At 63.6% G+C, this 19,837-nt stretch carries 12 protein-coding genes; 8 read left to right on the top strand and 4 right to left on the bottom strand.

Going from position 1 to position 19,837, the window contains the following annotated elements; translation table 11 throughout:
- From ACQKIE_RS16050 to ACQKIE_RS16015, 8 genes are all read left to right on the top strand, one after another.
- The gene (locus ACQKIE_RS16050) at positions 1-1,659 is read left to right on the top strand and encodes a hypothetical protein (RefSeq protein WP_427460910.1); all 1,659 of its coding nucleotides are present in this window, start codon (positions 1-3) and stop codon (positions 1,657-1,659) included.
- Positions 1,652-2,095: a hypothetical protein gene (locus tag ACQKIE_RS16045; protein WP_427460908.1), complete on the top strand. Its 444-nt coding sequence runs from the start codon at positions 1,652-1,654 to the stop codon at positions 2,093-2,095. Before ACQKIE_RS16050 ends, ACQKIE_RS16045 begins: the two co-directional genes overlap by 8 nt.
- The gene (locus ACQKIE_RS16040; RefSeq protein ID WP_427460906.1) at positions 2,083-2,688 is read left to right on the top strand and encodes a hypothetical protein; all 606 of its coding nucleotides are present in this window, start codon (positions 2,083-2,085) and stop codon (positions 2,686-2,688) included. The genes ACQKIE_RS16045 and ACQKIE_RS16040 overlap by 13 nt, the downstream gene beginning before the upstream one ends.
- Positions 2,688-5,444: a hypothetical protein gene (locus ACQKIE_RS16035; protein WP_427460904.1), complete on the top strand. Its 2,757-nt coding sequence runs from the start codon at positions 2,688-2,690 to the stop codon at positions 5,442-5,444. The genes ACQKIE_RS16040 and ACQKIE_RS16035 overlap by 1 nt, the downstream gene beginning before the upstream one ends.
- Positions 5,441-7,690: a zeta toxin family protein gene (locus tag ACQKIE_RS16030; protein WP_427460902.1), complete on the top strand. Its 2,250-nt coding sequence runs from the start codon at positions 5,441-5,443 to the stop codon at positions 7,688-7,690. Before ACQKIE_RS16035 ends, ACQKIE_RS16030 begins: the two co-directional genes overlap by 4 nt.
- Positions 7,687-10,224, top strand: coding sequence for a hypothetical protein (locus tag ACQKIE_RS16025; protein WP_427460900.1), 2,538 nt, complete (start codon positions 7,687-7,689; stop codon positions 10,222-10,224). Before ACQKIE_RS16030 ends, ACQKIE_RS16025 begins: the two co-directional genes overlap by 4 nt.
- A gap of 37 nt (positions 10,225-10,261) precedes the next feature.
- Positions 10,262-12,541 carry a hypothetical protein gene (locus ACQKIE_RS16020; protein ID WP_427460898.1) on the top strand — a complete coding sequence of 760 codons (2,280 nt, stop codon included), beginning with the start codon at positions 10,262-10,264 and terminating at the stop codon, positions 12,539-12,541.
- 798 nt (positions 12,542-13,339) lie between these two features.
- Positions 13,340-14,731: an FAD-containing oxidoreductase gene (locus ACQKIE_RS16015; protein WP_427460896.1), complete on the top strand. Its 1,392-nt coding sequence runs from the start codon at positions 13,340-13,342 to the stop codon at positions 14,729-14,731.
- A gap of 9 nt (positions 14,732-14,740) precedes the next feature.
- Here ACQKIE_RS16015 and ACQKIE_RS16010 read toward each other — a convergent pair whose 3' ends face one another.
- The 4 genes from ACQKIE_RS16010 to ACQKIE_RS15995 all read right to left on the bottom strand — a co-directional run bounded on the left by ACQKIE_RS16010 (position 14,741) and on the right by ACQKIE_RS15995 (position 19,808).
- A complete protein-coding gene (locus tag ACQKIE_RS16010; protein WP_427460894.1) occupies positions 14,741-16,171 on the bottom strand; it encodes an aldehyde dehydrogenase family protein in 1,431 nt (476 codons plus the stop codon).
- Positions 16,172-16,245: 74 nt separating this feature from the next.
- Complete coding sequence (gene xseA, locus ACQKIE_RS16005; RefSeq protein WP_427460892.1) at positions 16,246-17,592, bottom strand: exodeoxyribonuclease VII large subunit; 1,347 nt, start codon at positions 17,590-17,592, stop codon at positions 16,246-16,248.
- Between the two features lie 74 nt (positions 17,593-17,666).
- Positions 17,667-19,274 (bottom strand): carboxyl transferase domain-containing protein, encoded by a 1,608-nt coding sequence (locus ACQKIE_RS16000; RefSeq protein WP_427460890.1) that lies wholly within the window; start codon positions 19,272-19,274, stop codon positions 17,667-17,669.
- Between the two features lie 153 nt (positions 19,275-19,427).
- Positions 19,428-19,808 carry a hypothetical protein gene (locus tag ACQKIE_RS15995; protein WP_427460888.1) on the bottom strand — a complete coding sequence of 127 codons (381 nt, stop codon included), beginning with the start codon at positions 19,806-19,808 and terminating at the stop codon, positions 19,428-19,430.
- Positions 19,809-19,837 lie beyond the last annotated feature (29 nt).

The raw sequence follows: 19,837 nt of genomic DNA, 5'->3' as shown, positions 1-19,837 counted from the left end.
ATGGCCCAGGGTTGGAACATCGACAACACCGCGCACACGATCACTTTCCTTGAGCCTCCCGCAGCGGGTGCGCCCATCACCGTCAAGGAATACGCCCAGGGATCGGTCAACGCCTCGGACCTGTGGGCGCTCGGTGCCTGGGGTGATGCGGTGGGTTATCCGGGTGAAGTGGAGTTCTTCGCCTCCCGCCTGTTCTTCGCGGGCACGATGCGCAATCCACAGACCATCTGGTCTACGAAGATCAATAATTACAACAACTTCGGTAAGAGCGTTCCCACCGCAGACGACGACGCCATCACGGCCACACTCAACGCCAAGCAGGTCAACGCCATTACGGACCTGATTCCGCTCGACAACATGATCATGTTGACCACGGGCGGGGAGTGGAAGACGGGCGGCGGCTCCAACGACGTGCTGACGCCATCGACGGTCAGCTTCAAGCCGCAGTCCAAGTATGGCGCCGCCAAGGTTCCCGGCCTCGTCGTAGGTGACACGGGGTTGTTCATCCAGGGGCGAGGGTCATACGTCCGCGACATCGGCTATCAGTTCGCCGTCGATTCCTACACCGGCAGCGACCTGACGATCTTCGCCTCTCACCTTGTGCAAGGGCATCGGATCGTCGATTGGACATACCAGCAGGCGCCGTTCTCGGTGGTATGGGCGGTGCGCGACGACGGAGTCCTGCTCGGCCTGGCTTATTTCAAGGAGCAGCAGGTATCCGGCTGGTTCCATTGCGACACAACGAACGGCTTCTATGAGTCGGTGTGCTCCATCACGGAGGGCGATACAGACGTTGTCTACGTCATCGTTCGTCGAGTCATCAACGGGCAGACGGTGCGATACGTCGAGCGCATGGGCGACCGGTTCTTTACGGACCAGCGTGACGCCTTCTTCGTCGATGCTGGCCTGAGCTACGACGGCAGGAACACCAATGGGTTCGCCACGTCGCCCATGACCCTGAGCGGCGGCGTGACATGGAGCGATCAGGAGGACTTGACGCTCTACTGCCCGACCAGCCGATTCTCAACGGCGAGCGTTGGGGCGTGGGTGAAGCTGTACGGCTCTGGCACGGATCCGCGCGTGGTCGAAATCAGGGCTTACCAGACGCCCAACCTTGTCACGGTCCGCGGTATCGGAAACATCGAGCCGGAGTTCCGGAACACTCCCATCGCCGTATGGGACTACTGCCCGATCAAGTTCGCGGGCCTCGACCACCTCGAAGGGCAGACCGTATCCATCCTTGCCGATGGCAACGTGGTGTTGCCCCGTAAGGTCGCGGCAGGTGCGCTGTCGCTTGACCACCCAGCCGCCGTCGTCCACATCGGCCTTCCCATCGTCGCCGACTTCGAGACGCTGGAAGTCAACGTCATCGGCCAGGAGAGCGTGCGGGACAAGCGCAAGACGATCAGCAAGGTGTCACTGGTCGTGAACCAGACCCGCGGTCTGAAGGTTGGGCCGGGCCCGAGCAGGCTTCGGGAGACGCCGCCGCGAGTCATCACAGACGGGTACTACAACCCGAACAGTCTCCAGAACGATCTCGTCGAGGCGTACATCGACACGACGTTCAGCACCAGCGGACGGGTGTTCGTCCGCGAAGATGACCCACTCCCTGCCTGCATCCTCGGCGTCATCCCCGATGTGAGTGTGGCCGGTGGTTGATATCCGCTTCGTTCCGGTCGAGGACTGGCATGTGGCGCACGTTGCTGAGCACATGCGCACTGAGGATGCGAAAGAGGTGATGGCGATGGGCGGGTATACGCCTCGCGCCGCCCTCAATCACAGCCTCGGCCATCCCGGCGATGCCTGGACCGCGCTGTTCGATGGCGAGCCTGCGGCGATCTTCGGAGTCATCCCCGTCTCGATCATCGGCGGGACGGCGATTGCATGGCTGCTAGGAACGGATGCGCTTGTAACGCACTGGCGGGCCTTCGCGCGCCGCTCTCGGGATGTGGTTGCCGGTCTCCACACCCGCTATCCGGTCCTGGCTAACGCCGCCTACATCGAAAGCACGCTCTCCCTACGCTGGCTCCGCTGGCTCGGGGCGAGATTCGACATCCACGGAAAAGAAGCGAGATTCCTCCTATGTGCGCAGTAGCAGCCGTCCCGTGGGTTATTGCTGCCATCACCGCGGCGAGCGCCGTGTACAGTGCGGACCAGCAGAAAAAGCAGGGTCAGTACGCGGCCGATGTCGCCGAGGAAAACTCCAAGCTCGATAAGCAGCAGGCTGCCAATGCCGCTGCCCTCGGCGATTACCAGGCCGATCAGGCGCGCATCCGCGGCAACCTTGCCCGAGGCCAGCAGCTTGCCGCTTTCGCGGCGAACAACGTGGACAGCACCACGGGCAGCGCGGCCGACATCCTCGGCGACACGGCAATCTTCACTGCCGAGGACGAACGGCAGGCACGGACCAATGCGGCCCTGCGGTCCTACGGTTTCCAAGTCCAAGCCCTGAGCGATCAGGGGCAGGCGGCTTACTCCAAGTGGGCGGGTAACTCCGCGGCCACAGGGACGCTTATTCAGGGCGCTGGATCGACCGTGGGCGCGTTCTACGGGGCTGGAGGTTCGCTTGGAGGCGGAGGCGCCAAGCCAGGAAACACGTTGCTTACGGGCGGCTCTTATAACGGAACAGCGGGCACCCAGTCCTACTCGACGAGGTGGGCAGGTTACGGCAACGGGTGGAAGCAATAATGACGATCACGGTTCCGCGGGTTTCTAGTGGACAAGTCGATCCCATCGCCATGCCTGGCGTTCGGGTCCGGGGTGGCAGCGGTGGCTTCGACAACGGCATAGGTCCGGGCGTTGCTCAACTTGCCCGGATCGGTGGAGAAATCTTCCAGCGCGAGCAGGAGAAGGCCGACGCCGCAGTACTGAACCAGGCCAGGGTGCAGCTTGCCGATCACGAGCGGCAGTGGTTCGATCCGAGTAACCAGTCCGGCGTCTACAGCTACCAGGGCCAGAACGGGCTACAGGTGCCCAAGCTGGTCAACGACGACCTGACCTCCTACTCCCAGCAGCTACGGCAGACGATGACGCCAAGCCAGCAACAGGGCTTTGACCGCATCTACGCCGACCACCGAAACCAGATCCTTGACCGCGCAAACTCCTACGCGCTAGGCCAGAAGAATGAGTTTGAACGGCAGGCGTTCGAGGGCGCCGTAGGCAGTGCTGCGAGTGCTGCGACAACCAAGGCAGCGGCAGGCGACATCAATGGCGCCGAGCTAGCGCGCGCGGACGGCATCAATTCCATCGCTCAGCATGCGGCGGCGCAGGGCTGGGACGAGGACTATGCCCGCTTCACCATCGATAAGTTCAACAAGGGCATCGACGCCGCGGTACAGAAGGCCAATGTGGATAACGTGCAGGCACTCATCCTGCAAGACCCCACAGGCGCGTTGGCTGACCTTTCCGCCCGTCTGAAGCTCGGGCAGTACGCCACGCCTGGCGTGACCGCAGGTGGCGATGCGAACGCGCCGCGAGGTGTCCGTAACAACAACCCCGGCAACCTCATACAGACTGATGTGCAGTGGGAGGGCAAGACGGCCTCGGCTGATCCCCAGTATGAGTCGTTCGCGACCCCCGAGCATGGCATACGTGCGCTCGCCCTTAATGCGCAGCACATGCAGGGGCAGGGCGCGCAGTCCGTATCCGACCTCATCACGAAGTGGGCGCCGCCGAACGAGAACAACACGGCGGCCTACATCAACGCGGTGGCTAAGCAGATGGGGGTTGACCCGAATGGGAACATCGACCTGCAAGACCCTGCGACGCTGACGGCCTTTACGCAGGCCGTGGTCGATCACGAGAACGGCCCGGGGCACTACACGCCGCAGCAGGTTCAGACGGGTGTCGAGGCGGCTTTGGGCAAGACGAAGCTGTCGAACCCGCATCCGGCCGTAGCGGTAAACGGTAGCGGCATTGTCGTGCCTGGCGACCAGCCGCATGATGGAACGCTTGGAAAGTCGGGTAACCCCGCAGTCGATGCCCTGGATACGGGCCAGATCGTCGAACTGTACAACCGAGCACGAGCCGAGACGAACCGTCGTCAGGTCGAGGGGCGCGGCCTTCTGGAGCAGCGGGTACGCGACGATTCGGCCGCGTTTTCTGTGGGCAAGTCCGTCGCTCAGCCGCTCACGCTGGGGGAGTTCACCGGCGCCTATGGTGACCGTGAGGGCATGCAACGCTACGGCGCCTACCAGGCGCAGATGCAGCTTGGGCAAGACCTCCAGACCGTGCAGACGCTTACACCGGAGCAGATGCAGGAGTTGGCACAGGCCCGCGCCCCTCAGCCCGGCGAGAACTTCGCGGTCAAGCAGCAGGCGCAGAACTCGCTCATCTCGGCCATGGATCAGACCATCAAGGCGCGTGCCGCCGACCCGGTGCTATGGGCGCAGACGGTAGGGATCGGTGGGTTCCAGAACCTCGACACGTCATCCCCGGACAAGATCGCGAACTCCATTGCTTCACGCGTCGGACCGGCGACGACCATATCGCAGGCGTACCAGGCGCCCTATCGCCTCCTAACCAAGCCCGAAGCCACGGCGCTCTCGTCGTACCTCAACGACCAGCCCGCGACGGTAAAGGCCGAGACGATGGGCAAGCTGGCGAACGCCCTCCAGCCCGCGGACTACGCGCAGATCGTGAGTATCGTGAAGCCGAACTCCCCGACGACGGCTATCGCTGGGCAGATCATGGGCGCTCAGCGGGCTGCCCAGGTGGGAAGCAAGGGCGCGCTGTGGTGGAAGGCGCCCGTGGATATGGATGCCACCACCATCGCGCAGACCATGCTGACTGGGGAGGCCCTCCTGAACCCGACGAAGGCTGACAAGGACGCGAATGGCGCTCCGAAGTTCGCCATGCCTTCTGACGGTGGGGCCAACGGACTTCGCTCCGTGTGGTCCGCCCAGGTGGGTGATGCCTTCCGTGGAGATCCGGATGGTGATGTTCAGTCATTCCAGGCGTTCAGGGCCATGTACGCCGGTCTTGCCGCGAAGAAGGGCATATCCGATGGCGCGCTTGACGACAACCTCGCCATCACAGCCGCGCGCGCCACGGTGGGCGCCGTCACCGACTGGAACGGCAAGGTCGTGATACCGCCTTATGGAATGGATGGAAACACTTTCAAGGATGCCGCGGCCGACGCATGGAGCCAGGTCAAGGCTACGGTTCCCGACGCCTTCGATGTGGACGTGGACAGTTACGACCTCGACCGCATCGGTGATGGCGTCTATGCCGTCAGCAATGGGCAAGCGCCTATTCGCGATGAGAACGGCCGCCCGGTCGTGCTCCGCATTTCGCCTACCTGGCAGAAGCCCGCGGAGCCAAGTCAGCAGGATGGCCGGAAGGCAAGGAATGAGGGACTTCTGATCGGCGGTCCCAAGTTGTCCTTCGGGCCAAGCGACCTTTCCGGCCAAGCATCCACCCCGGCCACGGTGGTGAACCAGTGACGGACCTCAACGAGAACGGCCTCGGCCAGGACGAGCAGGCGCGATTTGACGCCCTCTATGGCACCCAGCCAGCCGCTACGCCTGCGCCCAGTGGCCCCGGCATCTTTACGGGGGCAGGGCGCGGCTTGGCTGGCATTCCGGCCGGTGCGGCGGGTGTCGCCTTGTCCACGGCCAGCTTCGCCACGGACGCCAACGACATTCTCGGCAACACCTACGCCGACGCCATTGGTTACAAGGACGGCATGGAGGATGCGCCATGGAACCAGCAGCATCGCGCGATTGAGGATCTTCGCCGCGAGACAGCCGAGTCCTACCGCCCCGATCCGACCACGACGGGGTTTGTCGGGCAAACGCTCTACGGCGTCTCGGATGTACTTACGCGCGTCGCGGTAGGCAACGTCCTTCTCCCAGGGTCCGGCCTCGCTGCGGGCGCGCTGACGACTGGCTATGAGCGTTCAGCGGACCTTGAGGCCGAGGGCGTAGACAGCAACACGGCATTCGCCTCTGGTGCGCTTACCGCGGGCTCGTTGCTTGCCGGTGGATTCTCGGCCACGGTGGGCAAGACCATTGCTGCTCGGGTGGCTTCGGGTGCCGCCACGAACCTGGCGTTTGGTGCTGGTACGCGGGCCCTTGATTCGGCCATCCTGTCCAGCAATGGCTATACCGCGCAGGCCCAGCAGCAGCGCTGGAACGATGCGGCGTCTATTGCCGCGGACGTGGTGATCGGTGGCGCTTTCGGGTTGCTTCCTCATGGTGCCACCGAGCGGCCGAGAATATCCGCCGATGTGCTGGACGCTGCCGTAACGGCCAAGAACGCGGATAGCATCGCGGATGCGGCTCCCGGTGTCCCGGTCGATGCGCGCTCCACAGCGGCCCATGTGGACGCGCTGGACACTGCAACGGGACAGCTTCTCGACGGCCAAGCCGTTGCCGTCGATCCCATGGTCAGGGATGCTCAGTTTCTCGACCGCGGCGAAAAGGTGGCGCCCCAGGACGGCGCCGTGAGAGAGGCGCTTGTCAGTGACGGTGTTTCGCCGGATGAGCTATCCGCTATCGAGCGATCCGATGCCGCCATCGCTGCCAACGACGCCCTGATGGCGCGTCTGGACGGTCAGCCGGAACAAGTGTTTGCCGAGTACGCCCAGCGCCACGATTCCGAGGGCGGTCGCGTCCTGAATACGGATACGGCGCGCGAGCTCGCCCCGGAGTATCTGGCCGACCGCACCCGCTCCGCTGACGTCCACGAAGCAGCCAGCGAGACGATCAAGCGGCTCTATGCCAAGAAGCTGGCTGAGCCGACTCCCGAAGGCATGGACCCCACGGTACTTTTCACGGCCGGAGGCACCGGAGCGGGCAAGAGTACGGCGATTCGCGGACTTGCCGCCGAGCGGCCTCCGGAGATCGTCTACGACACCAACATGAACACCTACGCCTCTGCCGAGATGAAGGTAGAGCAGGCGCTTGAGGCAGGGAGGAACGTCGAAATCCTCTATGTCTACCGTGATCCGGTCGAAGCCCTCACGGGCGGGGCACTACCTCGGGCGGAGAGGCAGCGGGCCGAGTTCGGGACGGGGCGGACAGTGCCCCTGTCGGAGCATGCCCGTACCCACCTTGGGGTCAGGGACGTGATGGAGCGCCTGGCTGAGAAGTACAAGGATGATGACCGGGTCAATATCCGTGCTTTCGACAATAGCCGGGGCCGCGGAAATGGCCGTTTGGCCGATCTTGCGGACATCCCGAGGGTGGAGGACAATGGTCTCCATGAAAGGCTTCAAGCTGCCCTTGCGCAAGAACACCAAGCCGGTCGAGTCTCAGACGCGACACGGGCAGGGTTCGCCGCAGCGGGCCGAGAGAGAGCAGTACCGCGAGAAACTGTACGGCGCGATAGAAGCGAACTTTCGCAAGAACCTCAGCGACAGCAAGTAAGTTCGCGTGGCTCCGCTGACACGTCGCCAAGCGGCGCAGCAGATGGCGGACCTGAAGGCGCTCGACGAGCGGAGCCGGGAAATCCTCACGCAGATTCGGAAACTCAGCAGCGAACTGGACTCGATCCGGCGCGAGATGCAGAGGTTAACCTCGCGCGCCAATCCGTCGCTGAAACCCCCGATCTCGTCCTAGAAGACGGGACCACCGCGGCTGACGCGTTGCGCGCGGCTGACGAAGAAGTCACCCAGGCAGAGAAGACAAGCTCCGGCATCCAGGCCGCGGTGGCTTGCTTCCTGCGTTTCGGAGAGGAGGCCGCATGAGGCAGGAATGCATCCAGGCCGTTCGGTCAGCCCTAGGGCGCACCCCGAACCAAGGCGAAACCAGGGACATCGAGAACCGCATCCGGCTCGCCATGCGCAGCTTGGCCCAGGCCGATCCGCAGGGATGGCAGTCACTCAGCCAAGGCGACCGTCTGATGCAGGCGGGGCAGAAGGCGGCAACGGAGATCATTGCCGAAGCTGCCAAAAAGCGGCACCGCACCGCCATGGCGATCCTTGCCCATGACCGCATGCGGAACTACATCGATAGCCAGATCGCGAGTGGCGCCGACGACAATGGCGTGACGGCCCTTACCCGGATGTTGTCAGGTCGGGCCGATGGAAAGAACAACATCACGTCGCTGGAAGGACAGATTCACGGCATCACCTCGACGGCTTCGACCTTCCTCACGCGAAGCTGGGATGTGGCGGGCGGCAAGTTTCTGAAGCTGATTCGCGACAAGCAGGCCGAAGCCGTTCTCGTTCGTGCCCTGCACGGCGATACCTCGGTGCCGAAGGAATTCAAGGCCGCGGCCGACGACTTCCACGAAATCGCGGAGCGGCTTCGCCAGCGCTTCAATGCGGCAGGCGGCGACATCGGTCGTCTTGACAATTGGGGCATGCCGCATAGCTGGTCGCAGGCGAATCTGTTGCAGGCAGGTCAGCGGGCATGGACCGACACCATGCTTCCGCTGATGGATCGCACCAAGTACGTGCACGATGACGGCCGCGCCTATTCCGATCCGGAGATGCGCGCCTTCCTCGACGAGGCATGGAAAAGCGTCGCAACGGGTGGCGCGAACAAGATCATCGGAGGCGAGCGCATCGGCAGTGGCATCAAGGCCAACCGCAACAGCGCGGAGCGTCAGATCCACCTTAATGGCCCGGAAGCCTACGGCCAGGCCATGCAGGTCTTTAGCGAGCGCGGCGTGTTTGACGCCATGCTGGGACACGTCAACCGCATGGCGCGCGACATCGCGCTTATCGAGCAGTTCGGACCCAATGCGGATCGGCAATTCGCCCAGTTCTTGGAGCAGGAAAGTGCCAAGGCGGTAGAGGCGGACCCAAAGCGGTTAGGTCGTGTACAGAACCAGGCCGAATTTGCCGAGCGACTGTATAACTACCAAGCCGGGAACGGGGCGGCACCTCCGGAGTCGTTCCACGGCAAGGCCATTCAGACATGGCGGAACCTCAACGTCCTGAAGCTGGGCAGCACGGCTATCTCGTCGCTCGGAGACTACGCGACGATCTACCTGACGGCCCACGTCAATGGCATCCCGAAGTTCAAGATCTTTCTGAACGAGATTCGCGCACTGAACCCGCTGGACGTTGCGGAGAAGCGCATCGGTGAATCGGCCGGCCTGATGGTCCGCGAGTACGCGCAATCGATGTCACGCTTCGGCGGCGATGTCGGAGCGCATGGCTGGTCGTCCAAGCTGGCGAACACCTTCATGAAGGTGACGCTCCTTCCGTACCTAACCGAAGCCAGGCGCCGCGCCTTCAGCTACGGCATGATGGATCAGGTGGGCAAGGCCGTCCGTGACGTCGATTCCATCGCTAAGCTCAACGATGCGGACCAGCGGTTCTTGAAGCACTCCGGAATCACGGATGCCGATTGGGGCGTCCTGCGCCTAGCGACCCCGGAAAACTGGGGTGGGAACAGCACCCTTTTGACGCCGGAATCGATCTACAAGATTCCTGACTCGGCCATCGCCGCTGTAACGAACGAAAGTCCGGCGCTGGCACGGGACCGTGCCGCATCTAATCTCATGGCTTTCGTTATCGCAGAGCAGGATCGGGCCGTCATCGAGCCTGGCGTGAAGACTCGCGTGCGCCTAGGTGCTGACAAGTCGGCCGATGGTCTTGGCGGATTCATCGCCAAGAGTTTTTCCTTGTTCAAGTCGTTCTCGTTCGAACTGACGGCTCAGCACATGGATCGTGCCCTGCATGCGTTCGAGACGAAGCGCGGAAGCACAGCGTACATGGCCGCGTTGATTGCTGGGTCGACGATCATGGGCGTCATCGCTAACAGTATCAAAGACCTGGTGAATGGTCGCGACCCGCGAACGCTCAATCCGAGCGAGAGCGATGGTCGTAAGAACTGGATCGCTGGCCTGACGACTGGAGGCGGACTTGGCCTGTACGGTGATTTCCTGATCAACACCTACGGAAGCCGTGGGAACACGCTGGCGGAGACGATCGGTGGGCCGCTAGTCGGCGATGCCTCGGTCGTTCTCAACGCAGCGCAGCAGGCCATCGCAAGTTCCAGCGACCCCGACGCCGATGTAGCGAGGAAGCTTCGTCCAGTCGGCGCCAACGCCGTCAACGCGCTCAAGGCGTACATCCCAGGCGCCACGCTGTTCTACACCCGTGCGGCCATGGACCGACTGATCTTCAACCAGGTAGCCGACTACTTCTCGCCGGGCTATTTGTCGCGAATGAAGGCACGAGCAAGACAGCAGCATAGGACCAGTTGGTGGGAGCCTGACCAGCCGACACCTACCCGGGCCCCTAATCCCGAAACCATAGCCAACTGACCGCCGAAAGGCGGTTTTTCTTTGCCCGGAGATACCCATGCCCGTCACCACAACCAAGAGTTCTCGGACGTTCCAGGGTAACGGCGTCACTCAGCTTTTCGACTGCGATTTTCGTATCTTCGCCGCGACCGATGTGGTTGTGTCGTTGGTCGATCAGATCGCCGGAACGTCCGTGCCGCTCGTGCTCAACAGCGACTACAGCATCAGTGGCGCGAATGACGACGATGGATTCACGGTTACCACGTTTGCGCCAGTAAGCGGTGGAAAGAACCTGCTAGTCAAGCGCATTCTTCCGTATACCCAGCCGACTAGCTTTAAGAATCAGGCCGGTTTCTTCCCCACGTTGCACCAAGATATGGCTGACCGGCTGGAGATGCAGATCCAGCAGATTTCCGACCAGCAGTCCCGCGTGCTGACGCTTCCTGATGGGACGTTCCCGCCAGCATCGGGCGAGCTTCCGGTGCCACAGGCGGGCTCGCTCGTCGGTTGGAACGAAAGTGGTACGGCCATCGTCAATCTCGGCCCTACGGGGGTAGGTGCTGGTCAGCTTACCGACGTCAACATCAACTCCAACGCTGGCATCAACGCCAGCAAGCTTTCGTTTGTCGGCGGATTCGCTGGGGCGCTAACCCGTACTGTTCTTGCCAAGCTTCGCAATCTGCGGGTTAACGCGGAAGACTACGGAAACGTTACCCAAGCGGCGACGGCAGCTAATACCGTACAGGTCACCGCCGCAGTCAATGGGATCGGTGCGTCCCTCACCAATCCGGCCGTTGCCGATGCCACGTTCCGAGGCGAGGGAAGCCTGACGGGCGTCTACCGCAAGGCCGTGGTCCCCGAGAACGCCGCCTCAGACTGCTTCGTTGACCAAGGCGTTATTGCTGGAAAGCACCTGAAGCGATTCAACCAGACGGCAAAGCCCGTCGTTGTGCTGGTGGGCGATAGTATTAGCACGTATTTCGCCAACTCGATTGCCCGTTCTGATCTTCTTGTCGAGACGTTGAGGGACACGCTCAACCAGCAGATGCCCAACGGCGTCACATTCTATGACCGATCGGTCGCTGGCATGACCCTTGGCTCGGTATTCGGATCGTCCTTGAGCGGCATACCGTGGGCTGTTACGCCGGGCAAGGCGTGGATCGATTACGTCAAGGACTTGGCGCCTGACCTCGTGATCTTCTCGTTCGGCATGAACGACTCCACGGCCGTCAAAGTCAACGAGTATATCAACACGATGTCCTACGTTAACGGCTGGGCGAAGATCCCCAGCGTCGTTTTCTGCACGAACCTCGTTCCCAATCCGGCGTCCACGGCCTTCCCCGAAGGGGAGGCTGGCAACGAAGGGCGGGACATGGCCGCGGGTCTGACGCGCAGCTTCGCGAAGTACAACGGCTTAGGTCTGCTCGACTTCCACCGCAAGGTCTGCATGGTGCGCGATGGCTTCGATCCTGCAAGCAGCATCATGACCCGTGGGGATACGGTCCTTGCCGTCAGCAATGGGTCGGGCGGGGCATCTATCACCGGCACGAAGCTATGCCGAGACTTCAAGGTCCGCATCAACATGACTGCGGCCAACCTGTCCGCGACCAACTACATCACGGTCAACTATGGCAACGGAGTGAACGACTTCGTTCAGATCCTCCGCCCAACGTCTACGACCTTGCAGTGCGCGTTCTTCTGCGGTGGATCGGATTCGGCAGCGATTACGACGCAGACATTCACGTTTAACCCTCCGGGTGGCAGCTATATCGCTCTCACCATCGAGGTGAGCAACGATGTCATGCGCATCTACTACGACGCCGATGGGAGCATTGGTCAGTACAACGACCCATACTTGACTCAACCGATCGTTCGTCTCGGCGGTCAGTTCACTCCCAAGGTGATTTCCAATGTGCAGACGATACTTACCGCGGCTGACTTCTCGTACGGCGAATATCGGACGAATGTCCCTTCGGTGAAGAACAGCCTTCTGTGGGGTGATGGCAGCTCGTCGATCGACGTCCATGGCGGTTCCGGCTGGAACCACCCCGGTGGGTTCGCAGCTTCTCATGTCTACCGACCACTAGTCCGGATGACCCGCTGGTGTGCACCTGTGCCCATTTTCGGCCAGTTGTCAGTGGCGTCCACAGGGACCAGCTTTACACAGACCCTTCCCACGCCAGAACTGGATACCACCTACGAAATCATTGGAAGCTGGGAAGGTTCTGCGGCCCCTGCCTGGGCGGTACTCAGCAAGACGACCACCTCGTTCACGATCACCTTGGCCGCGGCGGCGGGGGCTTCGATAAAGCTCAACTGGCAGCTACTTCGCAAGTGATGATATTGTGAATGGGTAACCAGGGGAATCGATCTATGACTGCTGAACCGGTGCCATTGAAGTCGAAAATCATCACGGGAATCATGCTCGTCGTGATTGCTTGGGTCCTGGCTAACGTTGCAAGCCAGCCGGACCGCGGTGACATACGCTGGGACGCCCGGGCACAGAAGCTCAACACAGACATGCCATGCACGGCCGGGGTCAACTGCCAGCCGCCCGCAGAGGCGAGCCGCGTCCAGCCTTCAGGCGATCCCGCCTACCACTAAGCCTGTCATCATGGGCCCATGATCGTATGGGACCGTGTAGGTAACCGACTCGACGCCAGCTATGCCTACCAGGGCGGGCCGTTTGCGTCCGTGACATGCGAGGAAGGCCAGTGGTGGGTGACGTGGTGGGTCGGCCCTGTAGGGCGATACAGGGCGCCCTCCGAGACTAAGGCGGTGGCGTGGGTCGAGAGGTTCGCGAAGCCCCGCCTGTTCGACCTTGGACGGGCTGCGGCAAGTCCCAGTGTCGGGCCGTACAGAACGCGCCAGGAACTGCCCGAGAACACGCCGGAACAACAGGCCCGATATGACGCCTTCTCGGCCAAGTACGTGCCGCCTAAGAGGCCGAATAGGAAGCGGCGATAGGCTAGAATTAGCACAGTGCAAGCACACTTCGTCCCGTAACCCGCATTCCAGAGCCGCGAACAAGCCCCCTCCTAAGGGGAAGGTCGCCCGTTCGAATCGGGCCGGGGTCACCAGTAGTTCCAGGCGATGTCCGATAGCATGGACAGACCGCCCTATCCGGAGATCCGCCATGTCCCGCACGTTCGATGCCATCATCGTCGGGGCTGGGCAAGCCGGGCCTGCATTGGCAAACCGCCTCACCGGCGCGGGCAAGACCGTCGCCATCGTCGAGCGCCATCTTGTCGGCGGCACCTGCGTCAATACCGGCTGTAAACCGACGAAGACACTCGTCGCCAGTGCCTATGCCGCACGCCTCGCGGAGCGTGGCGCGGAGTACGGCGTGACGACGGGTCCGATCGCCATCGACATGCCCACCATCGCTGCACGGGCGCGCCAGGTCATCCTCGACTCACGCAAGGGTAATGAGGACTGGCTGGCCGGTATGCCCGGACTCACGTTCATTCGCGGACATGCACGGTTCGTCGGTCCACGCCGGCTAGAAGTGAACGGGGAAACCATCGAGGCGCCGCAGGTGTTCCTCAATGTCGGCGGCCGCGCGAACGTTCCGGATTTCCCGGGTATCGACGAGGTCGACTACCTGACGAACAGCACGATCATTCCGCTCGAATCGGTGCCCGGTCATCTCGTGGTCGTCGGCGGTAGCTACATCGGGCTGGAGTTCGCGCAGATGTATCGGCGCTTCGGTGCAAAAGTGACGGTGGTGGAGCAGGGACCGCGCCTTGTGCAGCGTGAGGACGAGGATACCTCCGCGGAAATCCGCGCCTTCCTCGAGGACGAGGGTATCGAGGTGCGTACGGGCGCATGCTGCATACGTCTCGGCAGGCACGCCGAGGGCGTCACGGTCGGCGTCGACTGTACCGAAGGTGCGCCGGAAGTCGTCGGCACGCATGTCTTGCTGGCGGTGGGACGTCGGCCGAATACCGATGACCTCGGACTTGAGCACGCAGGCATCGAGACGGACGAACGCGGCTACATCAAGGTCGACGACGGCCTCGCCACGACGGCGGACGGCGTCTGGGCAGTGGGCGACTGCAACGGCAAGGGGGCCTTCACCCATACCGCATGGAACGACTACGAGATCGTGGCGGCGAACCTGCTGGACGGCGCCTTGCGTAAGGTGAGCGACCGCATCCTCGGCTACGCGCTGTACGTCGATCCGCCGCTGGGCCGTGTCGGAATGACCGAGTCGCAGGCGCACAAGACGGGCCGGCCGCTGCTCGTGGCGAAGCGTCCGATGACACGCGTCGGCCGCGCGGTGGAAAAGGGCGAAACCCGGGGATTCATGAAGATCGTCGCGGACGCGGAAACGAAAAAGATCCTCGGCGCCGCGATCCTCGGTACCGGCGGCGACGAGGCCATCCACGGCATCCTCGACATGATGAACGCGGACGCCTCCATCGACACGCTGCAGTGGGCGGTTCCGATCCATCCGACGGTGTCGGAACTCATCCCCACGGTCATCGGCGAGCTGCAGCCGGCCGAGCCCGTCCCAGGATCGTAGCCTGCGCCCTCAAACGTCGCGAATCACCATCAACCGCGTCTCCGACATTTCCTCGATGGCATAACGCACACCCTCGCGCCCGAGTCCCGATGACTTCACGCCGCCGTAAGGCATGTTGTCGACGCGGAAGCTCGGTACGTCGTTGACGATCACCCCACCTTGTTCCAGCGTGTCCCACGCCTGCATCGCATGGCGCAGGTCGTTCGTGAAGACGCCCGCTTGCAACCCGAAGTCGGAATCGTTGACCGTTGCGAGCGCTTCGTCGAACGAGAGGAAGCGTTGCAATACCGCGACTGGTCCGAAGGCTTCCATTCGCTGCAGCTTCGCGTCGGACGGCACGTTCTCGAGGAGCGTCGCCTCCAGCATGGCGCCCTTGCGACCGCCACCGCAGAGGACTCGTGCGCCGGCCTTCCGTGCTTCGCCGATCCAACCCTCCAGCCGTTCCGCCGCGGCGGCATCGATCATCGGCCCCAGGAAGGTCGTCTTCTTCTTCGGATCGCCCGCCTTCAGGGCCCTGACCTTCGCCACCAGTTTCCTGCGCAGCGCGTCGTAGACGTCGTCGTGCACGAGGATGCGCTGGACGCTGATGCAGCTTTGCCCGGACTGGTAGAAGGCACCGAAAACCAGGCGCTCCACCACGGCATCGAGCTGGTGGCCCTGGTCGCCATCCACGATGCAGGCGGCGTTACCGCCGAGTTCCAGCACGACCTTCTTGTGCCCCGCCTTCGCCTTCAGGTCCCAACCCACGAGTCCGCCAGTGAACGAGAGCAACTTCAGGCGAGGGTCCGTGACCAGTGCTTCCGCATCGCGCCCTTCCATCGGCAGGATCGAAAACGCACCCTTCGGCAGGTCCGTCTCGGCCAGCACCTCACCAATGATCAGGGCGCCTAGCGGAGTCCTCTCGGCGGGCTTGAGCACGAACGGGCAGCCGGCGGCGATGGCGGGCGCGACCTTGTGCGCGACGAGGTTGAGCGGAAAGTTGAACGGTGTGATGAAGGCGACCGGTCCGAGGGGGACTCGCCGCGTATAGCCGTGGTAGCCGGCGCTGCGCTCGGAGATCTCGAGGTTGATCGTCTCTCCATTGATACGCACCGCTTCCTCCGCGGCGATCTTGAAGGTCTCGATGAGGCGGGTGACTTCACCGGCCGAGTCCTTGATCGGCTTGCCTGCCTCGACGCAGAGCGCGTAGGCGAGTTCGTCGCGGCGCTCGCGGAAGCGCGCCACGCAATGCTCCAGGACCGCCTGTCGCTGGAAAGGCTTGAAGCGCTTCATCGCGCCGCTCGCATTGTGTGCGGCTTCGATGGCCCGGAGCAGGACGGCGGCGTCGGGAAGGGCGACGCGCGTGGCGACGTCGCCCGTGTACTTGTCGATGACGTCGAGCTTCGCCTTGCCTTTGACGGCGGCGTTCGCGAGGTAGTAGGGGTAGTTTTTCCGGAGCACGGGGAGGTATCCCTGCGGTGGCGACAGCGCCCATGATCGTAGCCGGAGCGTTCAGTTCCCGTGAGACGTTGCAGTCACTCGTCGCGGAGCAACTTCAGTTCGCCATCGCCGAGCATCACGCGTACCCGCTCGCCGACCGCGACATCCGTGGCGCGCCGCACGACCGCGTCGCGTTCGTCGAAGACGATGGCGTAGCCCCGCTCGAGTGTCGCGAGAGGGCTGACGGCGTGAAGCGTGCGTGCCTGTTCGGCGACGCGCAGGCGATCGCGCTCGATGCGGCGCGAGATGCTGGCGGCCATGCGCTGGCGCAATTCGGAAAGCCGAATGTGTGAAGGCGTGAGGCGCAGCTTCGGATGCTGTGCCGCCAGGCGGGCTTGCAGGCGCTCCAGACGCGCGCGGCGGAGATGGTTGGACTGACCGATGGAGACGAAGAGCCGTCGGCGCAGCGAGTCGAGCCGGTTCGCGTCGCGCGCCAGTCGCGCCTGTGGCCGCTGCGCGTTGAGCCGCGCCTGCCAGTTATCGGTGCGCTGCGCGGATGACTGGAGCCGACGTGTCACCAGCGTCGCCATGCGCTGGCGCAGGCGTTCCAGCTGGCGCGCAAGATCGGCGCGGTCCGGCACGAGCAGTTCTGCCGCCGCAGACGGCGTGGCCGCGCGCAGGTCGGCAACGAAGTCGGCGATGGTGAAGTCGACCTCGTGTCCCACGGCGGACACCACGGGAACCGCGCTGGCGTGGATGGCGCGTGCGACGGTCTCGTCGTTGAAGGCCCAGAGGTCTTCCAGCGACCCACCGCCCCGCGTCACCAGCAAGACGTCGTAGCGGCCGCTGGCCGATGCGCGGCGCAGCATCGAGGCGATCGCCGGTGGCGCCTCGCGACCCTGCACCGGTACCGGCAGCACCTCGACATCGGCCAGTCCGAGACGGCGCCCGATGACGCTCAGCACGTCGCGGATGGCGGCGCCGGAGGGCGACGTGATGACGCCGATGCGCCGCGGAAAAGCGGGCAGGACGCGCTTGCGTTCGGGGGAGAACAGTCCTTCGGCACCAAGGCGCGCCTTGAGTTGTTCGAATTCCCGCTGCAAGGCGCCTTCGCCGGCCGGCTCCATATGGTCGGCGACCAGTTGGAATTCGCCGCGCGCCTCATACAGGCCGACCTTCGCGCGCATGAGTACGTGCATGCCGTCCACGGGACGGAAGCGCAGCCGCGAGGCGGCCATGCGGAACATGGCGCAGCGGACCTGTGCGTTGGCGTCCTTGAGGGTGAAGTAGACATGCCCCGACGCCGGCCGTGCCACGTTGGACAGTTCGCCCTCGATCCATACGCCCATGGGCAGGGCGTCTTCCAGCAGGTCGCGCACCAGCCGGTTGAGGCCGGACGGCGTCAGGATCTCGGGAGGCGCGCGATCGTCGATGTCGGACATGGACCGATGAGGTTATCACGGTCGCAGGGAATGTCGATAAGGCAGGGACTTAGGCGACATTGTTGACGCCGGCCTCACATACGGAAGACGCCAAACCGCCCCTGCTCGATCGGCGCATTCAAGGACGCGGAGATCGCCAGCCCGAGCACGCGCCGCGTGTCCGCCGGATCGATGATGCCGTCGTCCCACAACCGCGCGCTCGCGTAGTAAGGGTGTCCCTGGCGCTCGTACTGGTCGCGGATCGGCGCCTTGAACGCCTCTTCCTCGTCCGCGCTCCACTGGCCGCCACCCGCTTCGATGCCATCGCGGCGCACCGTGGCGAGGACCGAGGCAGCCTGTTCGCCGCCCATGACGCTGATCCGGGCATTCGGCCACATCCAGAGGAAGCGGGCGCCATACGCACGGCCGCACATGGCGTAGTTGCCGGCGCCGAAGCTGCCGCCGATGACCACGGTGAACTTCGGCACGTGCGAGCAGGCCACCGCGGTGACCATCTTCGCGCCGTCTTTCGCGATGCCGCCATTCTCGTACTTGCGGCCCACCATGAAGCCGGTGATGTTCTGCAGGAACACCAGCGGCACGTTGCGCTGGTTGCACAACTCGATGAAGTGCGCGCCCTTCTGGGCCGACTCCCCAAAAAGGATACCGTTGTTGGCAACGATGCCCACCGGGTAACCATGGATGTGCGCGAAGCCGGTGACCAGCGTCTTTCCGTAGCGCGCCTTGAACTCGTGGAACTCCGAATCGTCGACGAGGCGGGCGATGACCTCGCGGATGTCGAACGGGCGCCGCGTGTCTTCGGGAATGACGCCGTAGAGCTCGTCGGCAGCGAATCGCGGCTCCAGTGGGGCGCGCACCGCGAGCGGTTGCTTCTTCACCCGGTTGAGCGACCCGACGATATCGCGGGCGATGGCCAGTGCATGAGCGTCGTTTTCCGCGAAGTGGTCCGCGACACCGGACACCGACGTATGTACGTCGGCGCCACCGAGCGCCTCGGCATCGACCACCTCGCCGGTGGCAGCTTTCACCAGTGGCGGACCGCCGAGGAAAATCGTGCCTTGCTCTCGGACGATGATGGTCTCGTCGCTCATCGCGGGAACGTAGGCGCCGCCGGCGGTGCACGAGCCCATGACCACGGCGATCTGCGGGATCCCCTGGGCGCTCATGCGCGCCTGGTTATAGAAGATGCGACCGAAGTGCTCCCGGTCCGGGAACACCTCGTCCTGCAGGGGGAGGAACGCGCCGCCGGAGTCCACGAGATAGACGCAGGGGAGGCGGTTTTCCATGGCCACTTCCTGCGCGCGCAGGTGCTTCTTGACCGTCATTGGAAAATACGTGCCGCCCTTGACGGTGGCGTCGTTCGCCAGGACGACGACCTCCTGCCCCATCACTCGACCGATGCCGGCGATGATGCCGGCCGCCGGTGCCGCGTCGTCATACATGCCATGCGCGGCGAGCGGCGCGATCTCGAGGAACGGGGAGCCCGGATCGAGCAGGGCGCGGATGCGTTCGCGGGGAAGCAGCTTGCCGCGCGCGACATGCTTCTCGCGCGCCTTGGCGCCGCCACCTTCTGCGGTACGCCGCAAGGTCTCGCGCAGGTCTTCCGTCAGCGCGCGCAGCCGCAGGCTGGCGGCATGGTATTCGGCGGAACGGGTATCGATCTGCGAAGTGAGGATAGGCATGAGGAGGCACGGCCGGGCGAAACCCACATGATAACGGCGCGACTCGCGGGGCAAACGCTGCGTTGCGACAGATGGGGATTCGAGCCATCCGCCCAAACGAAAACGGCCACCCGAAGGTGGCCGTTCTTCATCGTGGAAGCAGACCCGGAGGGCTTACTTCTTGCTGTCGTCCGCAGCGCTCTTGGCGTTGTCGGCAGCGTCCTTGGCCTGGTCAGCCGACTTGTCGGCCTGATCGGCGGCATTGGAAGCGGCGTCCTTCGCCATGTCGGAACCACCCGAGGTCGAGGCCGAAGCGGCAGCCTGGGCCTGCGAAGCAGCGTCCTTCGCCTGGTCGGAAGCCTGCTGAGCCTGGTCGGCAGCCTGCGAGGTCGCGGCGTTCTGCGACTGGTCCGCGGCCTGCTGAGCCTTGTCCGCCTGCTGCTGTGCATCGGCAGCCGACTTCTGGGCGTCTTGCGCGGAATCCTGCGCGCCGTTGCTGCAAGCTGCCAGAAGCGCGACGAGCGCAGAGGCGAGAAGGGTACGCGTCAAATTCATTTTGTTTCTCCTTAGCCGTGGAATGCCAT

Source organism: Luteibacter sp. NPDC031894, from assembly GCF_050273135.1.
In the GTDB taxonomy this organism is placed as follows: domain Bacteria; phylum Pseudomonadota; class Gammaproteobacteria; order Xanthomonadales; family Rhodanobacteraceae; genus Luteibacter.
This window is presented reverse-complemented; position numbering and strand designations above follow the sequence as displayed.

Coding starts and splice junctions, on each gene's coding strand:
- ACQKIE_RS16015 (WP_427460896.1), top strand. CDS start 13,340: ATGTCCCGCACGTTCGATGCCATCATCGTCGGGGCTGGGCAAGCCGGG.
- ACQKIE_RS16050 (WP_427460910.1), top strand. CDS start 1: ATGGCCCAGGGTTGGAACATCGACAACACCGCGCACACGATCACTTTC.
- ACQKIE_RS16040 (WP_427460906.1), top strand. CDS start 2,083: ATGTGCGCAGTAGCAGCCGTCCCGTGGGTTATTGCTGCCATCACCGCG.
- ACQKIE_RS16025 (WP_427460900.1), top strand. CDS start 7,687: ATGAGGCAGGAATGCATCCAGGCCGTTCGGTCAGCCCTAGGGCGCACC.
- xseA (WP_427460892.1), bottom strand. CDS start 17,592: ATGTCCGACATCGACGATCGCGCGCCTCCCGAGATCCTGACGCCGTCC.
- ACQKIE_RS15995 (WP_427460888.1), bottom strand. CDS start 19,808: ATGAATTTGACGCGTACCCTTCTCGCCTCTGCGCTCGTCGCGCTTCTG.
- ACQKIE_RS16000 (WP_427460890.1), bottom strand. CDS start 19,274: ATGCCTATCCTCACTTCGCAGATCGATACCCGTTCCGCCGAATACCAT.
- ACQKIE_RS16035 (WP_427460904.1), top strand. CDS start 2,688: ATGACGATCACGGTTCCGCGGGTTTCTAGTGGACAAGTCGATCCCATC.
- ACQKIE_RS16020 (WP_427460898.1), top strand. CDS start 10,262: ATGCCCGTCACCACAACCAAGAGTTCTCGGACGTTCCAGGGTAACGGC.